This window comes from Rhodococcus jostii NBRC 16295 (genome assembly GCF_001894825.1).
GTDB classification, from domain to species: domain Bacteria; phylum Actinomycetota; class Actinomycetes; order Mycobacteriales; family Mycobacteriaceae; genus Rhodococcus_F; species Rhodococcus_F jostii.
In genome coordinates, this window is sequence record NZ_BCWY01000024.1 from 63,884 (window position 1) to 78,072 (window position 14,189).

The following is a 14,189-nucleotide window of genomic DNA, read 5'->3' on the forward strand; positions in this document are numbered from 1 at the left end:
GTGTATGCAGTGAGCTACTTCTTCTCCTGACTTCCCGCCAGGGTCCCGAGGTACAGCTCGATCACCTTCGGGTCGTGCATCAGGTTGGGGCCGGAGTCGGTATAGGCGTTGCGGCCCTGATCCAGGACGTACCCGCGGTCGCAGATCTGCAGACACCGGCGGGCGTTCTGTTCCACCATGATCACCGAGACGCCCGCCGCGTTGATCTTCTTGCAGCGGATGAACACCTCGTCCTGGAACATCGGGGAGAGTCCGGCGGACGGCTCGTCGAGCAGCAGCACGGACGGGTCCATCATCAGCGCGCGGCCCATCGCGACCATCTGCCGTTCACCGCCGGACAGTGCGCCCGCCTTCACCTTCTTCCGCTCGGCGAGCAGCGGGAAGAGGTCGCCGACGAACGCGAACCGTTCGGCGAAGAGCTTGGGGCGCAGATACACCCCCATCTCCAGGTTCTCCTCGATGGTCAGCGACGGAAAGACGTTCTGCGTCTGCGGGACGTAACCGACGCCCTTCTGGACGAGGACGTGGGCCGGTTTGGACGTGATGTCCTCGCCGCGCAGGGTCACCGATCCCTCACGCACCGGAATCAGCCCGAACAACGACTTCAGGAGCGTGGACTTCCCGGCGCCGTTGGGGCCGATGATGCCGACGATCTCACCCTCGCGCAGAAAGAAGTTGCATTCACGCAGGATGTTGACGCCGGGGATGTAGCCGGCCACCACGCCGTCCGCACGGACGAGGGCGCCCTCGGCGAGCCGGGCATGCTCCTCGGGGGTGGCCGCGAATTCCGCTGGGGTCAGTTCGGTCATGGGTTCTCACGCCTCAGCTCGGTGATGTCGGGTTCGGAGAGGTCGCCGCCGGTCTCGAGGGTTTCGGCCTCGGCACTCTCGAGAGCTTCGGCCAGGACTGCCGTGGCGCCCACCGGGTTTCCCTCGGCGTCGAACTCGAGGGCCTGATCGTGGTGGCTGCCGAGATAGGCATCGACCACCGCGTTGTTGGACGAGAGATGCTCCGGCGTGGATTCGGCGATCACACTGCCCTGCGCCATCACGACCACCCAGTCGCTGATGTCGCGGATGACGTCCATGTCGTGCTCGACGAACACGACGGTCATGCCCTCGTCCCGCAGCGATTTGATGTGCCCCAGGAGGCTCTGCGTCAGTGCCGGATTCACCCCGGCCATCGGCTCGTCGAGCATCACCACGGTCGGTTCCGTCATCAGCGCCCGCGCCATCTCGAGCAGTTTGCGCTGACCGCCGGACAGCGAACCGGCGAGGTCGTCGGACTTGGTGTCGAGTGTGAATCGCGCGAGCAATTCGTTGGCGCGCTCTGTGACGGCGCGCTCCTGTCCCTTCCACGTCCACGGAAGCAGGGTGTTGAATATCCGCTCGCCGCGTTGCCCGGTGGCGCCGAGCCGCACGTTGTCGAGCACCGTCAGCTTCGACAGCGCCTTGGTGAGCTGGAACGTGCGGACGACGCCGCGGCGCGCCACCTGGTGCGGGTACATCCGGCCGAGGGACTGCCCGTCCATCGACCAGGTGCCGCTGTCCGGCCGGTCGAAACCGGTGAGGAGGTTGAACAGGGTGGTCTTGCCTGCTCCGTTGGGTCCGATCAATCCGGTGATGCAGCCGCGCTGAATCTCCAGATGCGCCACGTCGACGGCCTTGAGTCCGCCGAACGTACGGGACACGTTGTCGACGACGAGGATCGGGTCGGGTTTCGGTGCGCCGGGGGAGTGCGGGACGTCGGTGAAGATGGAGGCCCGTTCCTCGGCGGAGAGCACGGTGTCGGTTTGCAGATGATCCGGCAGTCTGTGGTCAGGCATTGAGCTGCACCTCCCGCTTGTTGCCCAGTATGCCCTGCGGCCGGAAGACCATCAGCACCGCGATCATGATGCCGAGGAGGACGAACCGCATGGCGCCGACCTGCTGTTCCGTCAGTGGCAACAGCGGTTCGGGCCCGGAGATGGCCTGCCGCAGCAGTGCGTCCGGGATGGCCAGCAGGAACCAGAACAGCATCGCACCGACCACCGGTCCGAAGACGGTGGCCGCGCCGCCGAGGATGAGCGCGCCGAACGCGAAGAACGTCTGGGCGGTGGAGTAGAAGTCGGGGTTGATCGACTTGGTCTGCAATGCGTTGAACACACCGCCGAGCCCGCCGATCATGCCGCCGAGGACCAGCGCCTGCATCTTGTAGACGAAGACGTTCTTGCCCAGCGCGCGGGCAGCGTCCTCGTCCTCGCGGACGGCCTTGAGGACGCGGCCCCACGGGCTGTGCGTCAGCAGGTACACGAACCCGCACAGCACGAGGACGAGGGTCCATCCGACGACCATCGACCAGAGGTCGTCGCCGTAGAACTTGACGCCGAGGAAGTTGTACTGCTTACCCGAATCGAACGGGCTGAGCGTGGTGAACGGATCCGCGAAACCGAACAGGCCGTTGGTGGATCCGGTGATGGAATCCGAAGCGGTGGACCGGAATATCAGCCGCAGGATCTCCGACGCGGCGATCGTGACGATGGCGAGGTAGTCGGCCCGCAACCGCAGCGTCGGGATACCGAGGACGACGGCCAGCAGCCCGGCGGCGGCGAGACCGACGAGGATGCCGACCCACAGCGGCTGATGGTAGGTGACGGTCATGATCCCGACGCCGTAGCCGCCGAGGAGTGCGAAACCGATCTGACCGAAGTTCAGCAGTCCGGCGTAGCCGAAGTGCAGGTTGAGGCCGATCGCGAGCAGCGCGTAGAAGATCGCCGACGGACCGATCAGCTGGGCGAGAGAGACCTGGAGTGCTCCTGTGACGTCCATGCCCTCACCCGATCCTTTGCCGGCTGCCGAGTATGCCCTGAGGTCGGACGACCAGGATGACGATCAAGATGAGCAGTCCTCCGATGTACTTGAGGTCGGGGTTGATCACCAGCGTCGACAGCTGGACGAGCAGACCGACGATCACGCAGCCGAGCAGCGCCCCGTAGGCGGTGCCGAGTCCGCCGAGCGTGATGCCGGCGAACATCAGCAGCAGGAGCTTGAAGCCCATCTCCCACTGCACGCGACCGCCGAGTTCGGAGATGCCGAACAGGACGCCGCCGAGGGCGGCGAGGCCGCCGCCGAGACCCCACACGAAGCGGATCACCCGTTCGACGTCGATGCCGGAGGACGCGGCCAGGTCGCGGTTGTCGGACACCGCGCGCATGGCCTTGCCGATGCGGGTCTTCTGCAGCAGCAGGGCCACTCCGACGAGGACGACGAGACTGATGGCGATGCTCACGAGGTTGGCGTCGGTGATCGCGATCGGTCCCCAGCTCCGTTCGACCTGCGCCTGGTAGTCGACGAACGGCTCCGCGCGATCGGAGAAGAAGATCAGGATCAGGTAACGCAGGGAGATCGCGAGGCCGATCGACACCACCAGCTGCGCGATCAGGCCGGTCTTGCGCCGCCGCAGCGGTTTCCAGATCGCGGCGTTGTTCAGCAGACCGATCAGGATTCCCACGATGACGGCGAGGATCGTGGCCGGGATCAGCTGCACCCCGAACGTCACGTTGATCACCCACGCCGCAACCGCTCCGAGGGTGACGAGTTCGCCGTGCGCGAAGTTCGTCAGGCCGGTGGTGCCGTAGATCAGGCTCAGTCCGACACCGGCGATCGCGATGACGAGGCCGAACCGGAGTCCGTCGATGGTCTGGCGAATCAGCTTCTCGTAGAACGGGACCGCGGAACCGGTCCGGGCCTCGCCGAACGAGAAGATCACCGTGTTGGTGCGACCGGCCACCACTTCGCGTTCCACCGTGCCCTGCACGCTGACGTCGTCGGGAAGGGACTCGGCGACGATCTCGAACGTGTACGTGCCGGGCGCGAGCTGGAGTTCCCAGCGGCCGTTGGACTCCGACGTCGCCTTCGCCACCTCGGTGCCCGAGGAATCGAGTGCGCGCACCTCGACGTCCGCGAGCCGTTCGCCGGCGTTGTTGAGATTGCCGCTGACCCGCACCGCGTTCTCCGGGGGCGTCGGTTGCCCGCTGGTTGCGGGTGGTGGTGGCGGGGTGGGTTCCTGTGCCGCCGCGGGACCGCCGAAAGCGATCGCCGCGACGAGGCCTAGCAGGACGAGGACGAACGCACGGCCGAGTTGCCGGGTGACCGACCCTCGCCTCGTGCGTCTCCTCGCGGATGTCGGTCGCGTCCTCACTGCTGGGAGTCGCTTCCTCACGGTTGGGGCCACGCAGGTCCTCCGGGGACGTGTAGTCGGTCAGGAACGTGCGGCGACGGACTCGACTACCGCCCGTGCCGCAATTTCCGGACTCTAACGGCTCCGGTCGCACGAAATCGGGTTCTCGGATTTCCGGCACGTTTCGGTTGGGTATCGCATCCGGCTGATCGGTGTCGGATCCGCTCCCTAGACTGGGCAACCGTGAGCCCTGCAACCACCCCCCGGTCCACCACGTCCCCCGCGTCGTCCGACGATCGCCCCACCCTGATGCTGCTCGACGGCCACTCGCTGGCCTTCCGTGCGTTCTACGCCCTGCCCGCCGAGAACTTCAAGACACACAGCGGTCAGGTCACCAACGCCGTCTACGGGTTCACGTCGATGTTGATCAACCTGCTGCGCGACGAACAGCCCTCCCACGTGGCGGCGGCGTTCGACGTGTCCAGGCAGACGTTCCGGGCGGAGCGGTTCCCGGAGTACAAGGCGAACCGCAGCAAGGCGCCGGACGAGTTCAAGGGACAGGTCGAGATCACCAAGGACGTGCTCGGGGCCCTCGGCATCCCGGTGATGGCCGAGGAGGGCTTCGAGGCCGACGACATCATCGCCACCCTCACCACCCAGGCCGAGGCGCTCGGATACCGGGTCCTCGTGGTCACCGGCGACCGGGACTCGCTGCAGCTGGTCACCGACGGGGTGACGGTGCTCTACCCCAAGAAGGGCGTCTCCGATCTCACCCGGTTCACGCCGGCAGCCGTCGAGGAGAAGTACGGGCTCACACCTGCGCAGTACCCCGACTTCGCGGCCCTGCGCGGCGACCCGAGCGACAATCTGCCGGGAATCCCGGGGGTGGGGGAGAAGACCGCCACCAAGTGGATCAAGGAGTACGGCGATCTCGTCGGTCTGGTCGACAACGTCGACAAGGTCCGCGGCAAGGTCGGGGACGCGTTGCGGGAGAACCTGCCGAACGTCCTGCTCAACCGGGAACTCACCGAGATGGTCCGCGACGTCCCGCTGCCGTACACCCCGGACCAGCTGATGCTCGCGCAGTGGGATCGGGAGAAGATCCACGCGCTGTTCGACGACCTCGAGTTCAAGGTGCTGCGTGATCGGCTGTTCGCCACGCTCGCCCCGGTCGAGGCGGAGGCCGAGGAGGGCTTCGAGGTGCGCGGTAGTGCGCTCGAACCCGGTGCGGTCGCGGACTGGTTGTCGGCGCACGCGTCGACGGGTGAGCGATCCGGCGTGTCGGTGGTCGGCACCCGCTCCCCGTACGGGGGAGACGTGACGGCGATCGCCATCGCGGCCGCCGACGGTGAGGGGGCGTACATCGCCACCGCCGCCGCCACCCCGGAGGACGAGAAGGCCCTCGGCGACTGGCTCGCCGACGCGGATCAACCGAAGGCCCTGCACGAAGCCAAGTGGGCGATGCACGCGCTCCGCGGACGCGGCTGGGTGCTGGGCGGTCTCACCAGCGACACCGCGCTGGCGGCCTACCTGGTGCGGCCGGGGCAGCGGACGTTCAACCTCGACGACCTGTCGCTGCGGTACCTGCGCCGGGAACTGCGGGTGGAGGAGACCGGCCAGGAGCAGCTGTCGCTGCTCGACGACGCCGATCAGGTCGACGCCGAAGCCGCCGAGACCGAAATTCTCAGCGCCCGCGCCGTCCTCGACCTCGCGGCCGCGCTCGACACGGAACTCGCGAACATCGAATCGACGGCTCTGCTGTCGGAGATGGAGTTGCCGCTCCTGGAGGTGCTGGCCGACATCGAGGCGTCCGGTATCGCCGTCGACGGCGACCACCTGCACGACCTGCAGAGCCGGTTCGCCGCGCAGGTCTCGGAGGCGGCCGAGGCGGCCTACGGGGTCATCGGCAAGCAGATCAACCTCGGGTCACCCAAGCAGTTGCAGGTCGTGCTGTTCGACGAGCTGGAGATGCCCAAGACGAAGAAGACGAAAACCGGCTACACCACGGACGCCGAGGCGTTGCAGAACCTGTTCGAGAAGACGTCGCACCCGTTCCTCGAGCACCTGCTCGCGCACCGCGATGCGACGCGACTGAAGGTGACCGTTGACGGTCTGCTGAAGACGGTCGCCGAGGACGGGCGCATTCACACGACGTTCAACCAGACCGTCGCGGCCACCGGCCGGCTCTCGTCCACCGAGCCCAACCTCCAGAACATACCGGTGCGGACCGATGCGGGCCGCCAGATCCGGGACGGCTTCGTCGTCGGCGAGGGTTTCGACTCGCTGCTCACCGCCGACTACAGCCAGATCGAGATGCGGATCATGGCCCACGTGTCCGGCGACGAGGGTCTGATCGAGGCGTTCAACACCGGGGAAGATCTGCACAGCTTCGTCGGTGCCCGCGCCTTCGGCGTGCCGATCGAGGAGGTCACGCCCGAGCTGCGCCGGCGGGTGAAGGCGATGTCCTACGGCCTGGCGTACGGGCTCAGCGCATTCGGGCTGGCAGCCCAGCTCAAGATCTCCACCGAAGAGGCGAAATCGCAGATGGAGGCGTACTTCGCCCGATTCGGCGGGGTTCGCGACTACCTGCACGAGGTCGTGGAGCAGGCCCGCAAGGACGGCTACACGTCGACGCTGTACGGGCGCCGCCGCTACCTGCCCGACCTCACCAGTGACAACCGCCAGCGGCGGGAGGTCGCCGAGCGGGCCGCGCTCAACGCCCCCATCCAGGGCACCGCCGCCGACATCATCAAGGTCGCCATGATCAACGTGCAGCGTTCGCTGCGCGAGGCGGGTCTGAAGTCGCGCATGCTGCTGCAGGTCCACGACGAACTCGTTCTCGAGGTCGTCGATGCGGAACGGGAACGGGTCGAGGAGCTGGTCCGCGACAAGATGTCCTCGGCCATCGAACTGTCGGTGCCGCTCGACGTGTCCGTCGGCACCGGTCGCAGTTGGGACGCCGCCGCACACTAGGCGGCGGCGCTCCTCCGCCCTATTCGGCCGGAGCCTGCTCGGCGATCTGCTTGCGCACCTCGTCCATGTCGAGAGCCTTGACCTGCGTGACCAGATCCTCGAGCGCCGCCGGCGGCAATGCGCCCGGCTGGCTGAACACCAGCACGCCCTCACGGAACGCCATGATCGTCGGGATCGAGCGGATGTTCGCCGCAGCGGCGATGCCCTGCTCCGCTTCGGTGTCGACCTTGGCGTGTACCACATCGGGGTGCTGCTCGGACGAGGCCTCGAACGTGGGCGCGAAGGAGCGGCACGGTCCGCACCACGATGCCCAGAAGTCGACCAGAACGACGTCGTTGCCGGTCACGGTCTCGTCGAAGTTCTGCTGAGTCAGTGTCTTGGTGGCCACGAGGGTCCTTTCGTTCGGTGACTGTGTTGCCTGTGCAACGCCGGGTCGCCGCCGATTCTTCCCTGCGTGCTTCTCAGCCGGTGCGCTCCGTGGCGCGGAACGTGCGGCGGTACGCCTGCGGGGTGGTGTGGCGGAGCCGCAGAAAATGCTGCCGCAGGACAGCGCCGCCGCCGAAGCCGACGCGCTCGGCGATCACGTCGACCGAGAGGTCCGAGTTCTCCAGCAGGTGCTGCGCGGCCAGCACCCGCTGGTCGCTGAGCCACCGGGCGGGGGTGGTCCCGGTCTCGGCCTGGAAGCGCCGCGCGAACGTGCGGGGTGACATGTTGGCCTTGGCGGCCACGGCGGTGACCGTGAGGTCGAGGGCGAGGTGCTCGGTCATCCAGTCGAGGAGCGGCCCGAGGGTGTCGATCGTCGTCGACGGCAGCGGCATCGCCACGTACTGGGCCTGGCCGCCGTCCCGGTGGGGCGGGACCACCATGCGCCGGGCGATGCCGTTGGCCACCCGGCTGCCCTGTTCCTTGCGCACGATGTGCAGGCACAGGTCGATGCCGGCGGCGGTGCCCGCGCTGGTCAGGACGGGATCGTCGTCGACGTAGAGGACGTTTGGGTCGACGGTGGCCGCGGGATGGAGTTCGGCGAGCCGCTGGGCGTGCCGCCAGTGGGTGGTGCATTTGCGTCCGTCCAGCAGTCCGGCCGCACCGAGCACGAACGCGCCGCTGCAGAGACTGGCGACCTTGGCGCCCCGGTCGACCGCCGCCCGGAGTTTGCCGAGGAGCGGATCCATGCACGGATCGGGGTCCTTCGCGCACACGAAGGTGCCGTCTGCCTCGGCGTAGGTTCCGCCCGCGGGGACGACGACGAGGTCGGCGTCGTCGAGCCGGTCGAGGTCGTACGGAACGTCGATGCCGTAGCCGAAGCGGGTGCGGATGGGTTCCGGAGAGCCGGCGACGAGAGAGAAGTCGTAGGTGGGCAGACCGTCGTCGGATCTGTCGAATCCGAACACCTCGCAGGCGACACCGAGTTCGAACGCCTCGGTGAGTGGCATGAGCGGTAGGACCACCTTTTTCAGCACCACACCAGTATGGCAGAAATACGGTCAACTATGTCATTTCTGCCACTTTTTCTCCGGGGCAAAGGGAACCAGGCTGAAGACATGACAATTCTGGTCGTGGTACTCCTCGTGTTCCTGGCGCTCGACGCGCTGGCGCTCGCCGGCCGCACGCCCGACACCCACAACGAAGTCACCCAGCACGGGGACTTCCGGTTTTGAGAGCGAATCTGGCGGTCCAGTACGCGGGCGCGGCGCTCGCCTGGGGCGCGAGTTTCCTCTTCATCAAGGTCGGGCTCGAGGGCCTGTCCTTCACCCAGGTCGTCCTGTGGCGGCTGGTGTTCGGGGCGCTGACCCTCGGTGCCGTGCTCGGGCTCACCCGGACGCGGTTGCCGCGTGACGCGATCACCTGGGCGCATCTGTCGGTGCTGGCGGTCGCGCAGTGCCTCGTGCCGTGGTTGCTGTTCAGCTGGGCCGAGCAGAGCATCAGTTCGGGCCTCGCCAGCATCTTCAACGCGACGACGCCGCTGATGACGATGTCGGTGGCCCTGGCGTTCCTGCCGGGGGAGAAGCTCACGGACGCAAAGCTGTTCGGGTTGCTCCTGGGATTCTCGGGTGTCGTGGTGGTGCTGGCGCCGTGGCAGGCGGGGATCGTCGGCAGCGTTCCCGCTCAGCTCGCGTGCCTGGGGGCCACCGCGTCGTACGGCGTCGCACTGGTCTACCTGCGGCGGTTCGTGCTTCCGCGGGGCGTCGACACGCCCACCATCGCGTTCATGCAGGTGTCGATCGCCGCAGCGGCCATGGTGCTCGTCACCCCGTGGGCGGCGAGCGCACCGATGCACCTGACGCCGGCGATCGTCGCGTCGATGATCGGACTCGGGGCGTTCGGCACCGGACTGGCGTTCGTGTGGAACACGAACGTCGTGCGAGGCTGGGGACCCACGGCCGCGTCCACCGTCACCTACCTGACGCCGGTGGTCGGTGTGGTGCTCGGTGCGGTCGCACTCGACGAGCACATCTCGTGGAACCAGCCGGTGGGGGCACTTGCGGTGATCGCGGGAATCGTCGTCACGCAACGGTCTTCGAGACGGGCGGCCGCGACGGCAACGCCCGCCGGTGTGTCGTGATCACGGTGGCGCGGTGATCACCCACTCCCGTTTGGCGTCCCCGTCCCACCGGCGCACCACCGACGCCCGGCCGATGATGTCGCCGCCGTCGAGCAACCGCGCGGCGTCCGCGATCTGATCGGCCGGGAGCCGCCGGGCCAGCGTCACGTGCGGCGTCCACTCGCCCGGGCGGATGTGCGGCGTGATCTCCGTGGAGTGCCCCGCGAGGTCGAACACGGTGTGGTGCAGAGACAGCAGGGCCTTCGACGGAACCACCAGCCGGGACAGCGTGACGTGCCGGCCACCGAACATCACGAGTCCGCCGAGCCGGACGTGGAACGACGGCGTCGGGATCCGGCGGCCCAGCAGTTCGTCGATCTCGGGTGGGATGTGGCGCGCCACGAACAGGGTGATGTGCGGCCGATTCGATTCGGCGCGCACCCGCGTGCGGCTGGGCATCCCGGCGTCCCACAGGCGTTGCCACTCGGCGCGAACGGCAACGTCGGTCGCTTCGTCGAACAGCAGTTCCACCGACTGGACCATGGTAGGCAATGATGGCCTCATGAGCGGTGCTACGGCAAACATTTCCGGGAGACGGATCGGGGTGCTCATCGGCGACGGCATCGGTCACGAGATCGTTCCGGCGACACAGCGGGTGGTCTCGGCCGCGGTCACCGCGGCCGGCAGCGACGTCGAGTGGGTGGAACTGCCCCTCGGCCTGGATGCCATCGAGTCGCACGGCACGCCGATCCCCGACTCCACGCTCGCGGCGCTGGACGCACTCGACGCCTGGATTCTCGGTCCCCACGACAGCGCCGCCTACCCGGAGCCGTTCCGCGGCCGGCTGACACCCGGCGGGGTGGTGCGCAAGCGGTTCGAACTCTTCGCGAACATCCGGCCTGCGCGCTCACTCGCGGGCGTCGCCGCGACGGTGCCCGGCATGGATCTCGTCATCGTGCGGGAGAACACCGAAGGGCTGTACGCCGATCGGAACATGTTCGCCGGGAGCGGCGAGTTCATGCCGACGCCCGACGTGGCGCTGGCCGTCGGCGTGGTGACTCGGCAGGCGTGTGAGCGCATCGCGCACACCGCATTCGAGCTGGCGCGGACGCGGCGCTCCCATGTCACGATCGTGCACAAGGCCAACGTGTTGTCGATGACCACGGGACTGTTCCGGGACGTGTGCCGCGAGGTGGGGGAGCGCGACTACCCGGACGTGCGGATCGACGACGAGCACGTGGACGCGATGACCGCGCATCTCGTGCGGCGGGGAGCCGATTTCGATGTCGTGGTCACGGAGAACATGTTCGGCGACATCTTGTCGGATCTGACGGGCGAACTGTCCGGCTCGCTCGGTACGGCGCCGTCGATCAACAGTTCCGAGACCAAGGTGATGGCGCAGGCGGCGCACGGCGCGGCACCCGACATCGCCGGGCACAACCGCGCCAACCCGACGGCGCTGATGCTGTCGGCCGCGATGATGCTGGAGTGGCTTGGGGACCGCCGCGCGGACCGGCATCTGGCCGGCGCGGCCCACCGGATCCGCGACGCCGTCCGCGCGACGATCGCATCCGGCGTCGCCACGGCTGACCTGGGTGGACTCGCGTCGACCAGTGAATTCACGGAGACCGTCCTCGCCCGCACACTCCGTCGCTGAAACCGCCGCCACAGGCCGCGGCAGGCCGTTAATGTTCGGTAACGACGTCCGCAGATGTGGGTGCCGTAACCTACCGTTCGACTATTCGGAGTTCGCGAGTTCTCCGTCGTCGTAGCTCGCTCGGTGTACCACGATTTCCTTGGAGGACATGCCAGTGTCTGGTCGATCCGTCTTCGCGCGAGGCCGAGTGGCCCGCACCATCTGTGCACTGGCGGGTGGCAGCGCTCTGCTGCTCGCCGGATGCGCCAGCAACACCGAAGGCGGTGGTACGCCGTCCGGCGAAGAGACCGTCGCCGTGGAAGTCGACAAGGTGGATGCCATCGCGGCGACGCTGCCGGAGGAGATCGCCTCGTCCGGCAAAATCATCGTCGGTGTCAATATTCCGTACTCGCCCAACGAGTTCAAGGATCCGAGCGGCAAGATCGTCGGCTTCGACGTCGACCTCGTCGATGCGGTGGGCAAGGTGCTCGGCGTGACACCGGAGTACACCGAGGCGGACTTCGACAAGATCATCCCGTCGATCCAGGCCGGCAGCTACGACATGGGTATGTCGTCGTTCACCGACACCAAGGAGCGCGAGCAGTCGGTCGACTTCACCACCTACTTCAGCGCCGGCGTGCAGTGGGCGCAGCCCGCCGGTAAGTCCGTCGACCCCACCAACGCGTGCGGCCTGCGGGTCGGCGTGCAGACCACCACCATCGAGGATCTCGAGGAGGTGCCCGCCAAGAGCGCGGCGTGCGTCGCGGCCGGGAAGCCGCCCATCGAGATCGTGAAGTTCGACAGCCAGGACGACGCCGCCAGCGCCGTCGCACTCGGCAAGGTCGACGCGATGTCCGCCGATTCGCCCGTCACCGCGTACGCGATCAAGCAGAGCGAAGGCAAGATCGAGGCTGCGGGCGAGGTCTTCGACGCCGCGCCGTACGGCTGGCCCGTCGCGAAGGGTTCGCCGCTCGCGCAGACCCTCCAGCAGGCGCTGCAGCACCTCATCGACGACGGCACCTACCGGACGATCGCGGAGAACTGGGGCGTCGAGGCGGGCGTCATCACGACTTCGCAGATCAACGGCGCCACGAGCTGAGCGGTTGACGAGTGTCTGACGTGGAGAAGGCCCCGGACCGGTCCGGCACCGAGCCGGGGCAGGAACCAGAGCCGATCAAGGCGATCCCGCTGCGGCGGCCCGGCCGCTGGATCGCCGCGATCGTCGTCGGCCTGCTGCTGGCGCTGTTCGTCAACGGTGCGCGCACCAACGAGGCGTACCGCTGGGACATCTACGCCCGCTATCTGTTCGATGCGCGGATCTCGGCCGCGGCGTGGAACACCATCCAGCTGACGATCCTGTCGATGGCGATCGCCATCATTCTGGGTGTGGTGCTCGCCGTCATGCGGCTGTCGCCGAACCCGGTGTTGAAGGCGGCGTCGTGGGGTTACCTGTGGATCTTCCGCGGGACCCCGGTCTACGTTCAGTTGGTGTTCTGGGGACTGTTCCCGTCCATCTACAAGCAGCTGGATCTGGGAATCCCGTTCGTCCACCAGTTCGTGCACATCGATCTGCAGGGCATCAACGCGGCGTTCCTGTTCGCGGTGATCGGGCTGGGACTCAACGAGGCCGCGTACATGGCCGAGATCGTCCGTGCCGGTGTGAACTCGGTCGCCGAAGGGCAGACCGAGGCGTCGGTGGCGCTCGGCATGACATGGTCGCAGACCATGCGCCGCACGGTCCTGCCGCAGGCCATGCGAGTGATCATCCCGCCCACCGGCAACGAGCTGATCAGCATGCTGAAGACGACGTCGCTGGTCACCGCGGTGCCGTACAGCCTGGAGTTGTACGGACGTGCCAGAGACATCTCCGGCGCGAACTTCCAGCCCATTCCGTTGTTGATGGTGGCCGCCACTTGGTACCTCGCCATCACCAGCCTGCTCATGATCGGCCAGTTCTACCTGGAGCGGTACTACTCGAAGGGTGCGTCCCGCAAGCTCACCCCGCGGCAATTGCAGGCACTCGCCGACGCGCAGGGCAAGCCGCTGGTGATCGAACCCGGTCCCGAGACCTTGCCCGACACACCCGGAGGGGAACGACGATGACGCAGATGGTCAAGGCGGACCGGGTCTGCAAGAACTTCGGTGCGCTGAAGGTACTCAAGGGCGTGTCGCTGGAGATCGACGCCGGCCAGGTCCTGTGCCTGGTCGGGCCCTCGGGCTCGGGGAAGTCGACGTTCCTGCGGTGCATCAACCACCTCGAGCAGGTCAACGCCGGGCGGCTGTACGTCGACGGCGAGATCGTCGGGTACTCCGAGCGGGGCGGCAAGCTCTACGAACTCCATCCCAGGGCTGCCGCGAAGCAGCGCCGCGACATCGGGATGGTCTTCCAGCACTTCAACCTCTTCCCGCACCGGACGGCGCTCGAGAACATCATCGAGGCGCCCATCCAGGTGAAGAGGCTGGGCAAGAAGAAGGCGCTCGAGCGAGGACGGGATCTCCTCGAGCAGGTGGGCTTGAGCGAGAAGGCGGACGCGTACCCGGCGCAACTGTCGGGTGGTCAGCAGCAGCGCGTCGCGATCGCCCGCGCGCTCGCGATGGACCCCAAGCTGATGCTGTTCGACGAGCCGACGTCCGCCCTCGACCCGGAATTGGTCGGGGAGGTGCTCACCGTGATGAAGGATCTCGCGGCCGGCGGCATGACCATGGTCGTCGTCACCCACGAGATGGGTTTCGCGCGCGAGGTCGCCGACCAGTTGGTGTTCATGGACGCCGGCGTCGTCGTCGAGTCGGGCAATCCCCGCGAGTTGCTGGCCAATCCGCAACACGACCGCACCAAGTTGTTCCTGTCGAAGCTCCTGTAATGGCCTTCGACCCCGTGAG

The 14,189-nt window shown here is 67.3% G+C and carries 13 protein-coding genes; 6 read left to right on the forward strand and 7 right to left on the reverse strand.

The features are described from left to right. Positions 1 to 14 precede the first annotated feature (14 nt). Genes RJ1_RS17300 through RJ1_RS17315 form a run of 4 tightly spaced genes read right to left on the reverse strand, consistent with a single transcriptional unit; the run spans position 15 to position 4,179 of the window. Entirely contained in the window at positions 15 to 809 is a 795-nt protein-coding gene (locus tag RJ1_RS17300; protein WP_073361899.1) for an ABC transporter ATP-binding protein, read from the reverse strand. Then, positions 806 to 1,825: an ABC transporter ATP-binding protein gene (locus RJ1_RS17305; RefSeq protein WP_073361901.1), complete on the reverse strand. Its 1,020-nt coding sequence runs from the start codon at positions 1,823 to 1,825 to the stop codon at positions 806 to 808. Before RJ1_RS17305 ends, RJ1_RS17300 begins: the two co-directional genes overlap by 4 nt. Continuing rightward, a complete protein-coding gene (locus tag RJ1_RS17310; protein ID WP_073361903.1) occupies positions 1,818 to 2,807 on the reverse strand; it encodes a branched-chain amino acid ABC transporter permease in 990 nt (329 codons plus the stop codon). The genes RJ1_RS17305 and RJ1_RS17310 overlap by 8 nt, the downstream gene beginning before the upstream one ends. A 4-nt stretch (positions 2,808 to 2,811) precedes the next feature. Then, positions 2,812 to 4,179: a branched-chain amino acid ABC transporter permease gene (locus RJ1_RS17315; protein WP_073361905.1), complete on the reverse strand. Its 1,368-nt coding sequence runs from the start codon at positions 4,177 to 4,179 to the stop codon at positions 2,812 to 2,814. 222 nt (positions 4,180 to 4,401) lie between these two features. Between RJ1_RS17315 and polA the strand changes: the two genes are divergently transcribed. Beyond that, positions 4,402 to 7,131, forward strand: a complete 2,730-nt coding sequence (gene polA / locus RJ1_RS17320; protein ID WP_083400449.1) for a DNA polymerase I — start codon at positions 4,402 to 4,404, stop codon at positions 7,129 to 7,131. A 19-nt stretch (positions 7,132 to 7,150) separates the two neighbouring features. Here polA and trxA read toward each other — a convergent pair whose 3' ends face one another. Together trxA and RJ1_RS17330 are read right to left on the reverse strand one after the other, a co-directional pair. After that, positions 7,151 to 7,519, reverse strand: a complete 369-nt coding sequence (trxA, locus tag RJ1_RS17325; protein ID WP_005247443.1) for a thioredoxin — start codon at positions 7,517 to 7,519, stop codon at positions 7,151 to 7,153. A gap of 73 nt (positions 7,520 to 7,592) precedes the next feature. Continuing rightward, positions 7,593 to 8,591: a helix-turn-helix domain-containing protein gene (locus tag RJ1_RS17330; RefSeq protein WP_073361990.1), complete on the reverse strand. Its 999-nt coding sequence runs from the start codon at positions 8,589 to 8,591 to the stop codon at positions 7,593 to 7,595. A 194-nt stretch (positions 8,592 to 8,785) separates the two neighbouring features. Between RJ1_RS17330 and RJ1_RS17335 the strand changes: the two genes are divergently transcribed. Continuing rightward, entirely contained in the window at positions 8,786 to 9,694 is a 909-nt protein-coding gene (locus RJ1_RS17335) for a DMT family transporter (RefSeq protein WP_073361909.1), read from the forward strand. On the opposite strand, the gene RJ1_RS17340 is transcribed toward RJ1_RS17335, so the two are convergent. After that, positions 9,695 to 10,216, reverse strand: a complete 522-nt coding sequence (locus tag RJ1_RS17340; protein WP_073361911.1) for a 2'-5' RNA ligase family protein — start codon at positions 10,214 to 10,216, stop codon at positions 9,695 to 9,697. A 19-nt stretch (positions 10,217 to 10,235) separates the two neighbouring features. Here RJ1_RS17340 and RJ1_RS17345 point away from each other — a divergent pair, with 19 nt between their 5' ends. The 4 genes from RJ1_RS17345 to RJ1_RS17360 all read left to right on the forward strand — a co-directional run bounded on the left by RJ1_RS17345 (position 10,236) and on the right by RJ1_RS17360 (position 14,170). Then, positions 10,236 to 11,330: an isocitrate/isopropylmalate dehydrogenase family protein gene (locus RJ1_RS17345; RefSeq protein ID WP_073361913.1), complete on the forward strand. Its 1,095-nt coding sequence runs from the start codon at positions 10,236 to 10,238 to the stop codon at positions 11,328 to 11,330. Between the two features lie 148 nt (positions 11,331 to 11,478). Continuing rightward, complete coding sequence (locus RJ1_RS17350; RefSeq protein ID WP_005247432.1) at positions 11,479 to 12,408, forward strand: ABC transporter substrate-binding protein; 930 nt, start codon at positions 11,479 to 11,481, stop codon at positions 12,406 to 12,408. Positions 12,409 to 12,428: 20 nt separating this feature from the next. Next, positions 12,429 to 13,412 carry an amino acid ABC transporter permease gene (locus RJ1_RS17355; RefSeq protein ID WP_005247430.1) on the forward strand — a complete coding sequence of 328 codons (984 nt, stop codon included), beginning with the start codon at positions 12,429 to 12,431 and terminating at the stop codon, positions 13,410 to 13,412. Next, positions 13,409 to 14,170: an amino acid ABC transporter ATP-binding protein gene (locus tag RJ1_RS17360; protein ID WP_073361915.1), complete on the forward strand. Its 762-nt coding sequence runs from the start codon at positions 13,409 to 13,411 to the stop codon at positions 14,168 to 14,170. Before RJ1_RS17355 ends, RJ1_RS17360 begins: the two co-directional genes overlap by 4 nt. Positions 14,171 to 14,189 lie beyond the last annotated feature (19 nt).

Bases quoted from the DNA above. Each gene is read 5' to 3' on its own strand.
- RJ1_RS17310 (WP_073361903.1), bottom strand. From the start codon at position 2,807: ATGGACGTCACAGGAGCACTCCAGGTCTCTCTCGCCCAGCTGATCGGT.
- RJ1_RS17305 (WP_073361901.1), bottom strand. From the start codon at position 1,825: ATGCCTGACCACAGACTGCCGGATCATCTGCAAACCGACACCGTGCTC.
- RJ1_RS17300 (WP_073361899.1), bottom strand. From the start codon at position 809: ATGACCGAACTGACCCCAGCGGAATTCGCGGCCACCCCCGAGGAGCAT.
- RJ1_RS17340 (WP_073361911.1), bottom strand. From the start codon at position 10,216: ATGGTCCAGTCGGTGGAACTGCTGTTCGACGAAGCGACCGACGTTGCC.
- RJ1_RS17360 (WP_073361915.1), top strand. From the start codon at position 13,409: ATGACGCAGATGGTCAAGGCGGACCGGGTCTGCAAGAACTTCGGTGCG.
- RJ1_RS17345 (WP_073361913.1), top strand. From the start codon at position 10,236: ATGAGCGGTGCTACGGCAAACATTTCCGGGAGACGGATCGGGGTGCTC.
- RJ1_RS17350 (WP_005247432.1), top strand. From the start codon at position 11,479: ATGCCAGTGTCTGGTCGATCCGTCTTCGCGCGAGGCCGAGTGGCCCGC.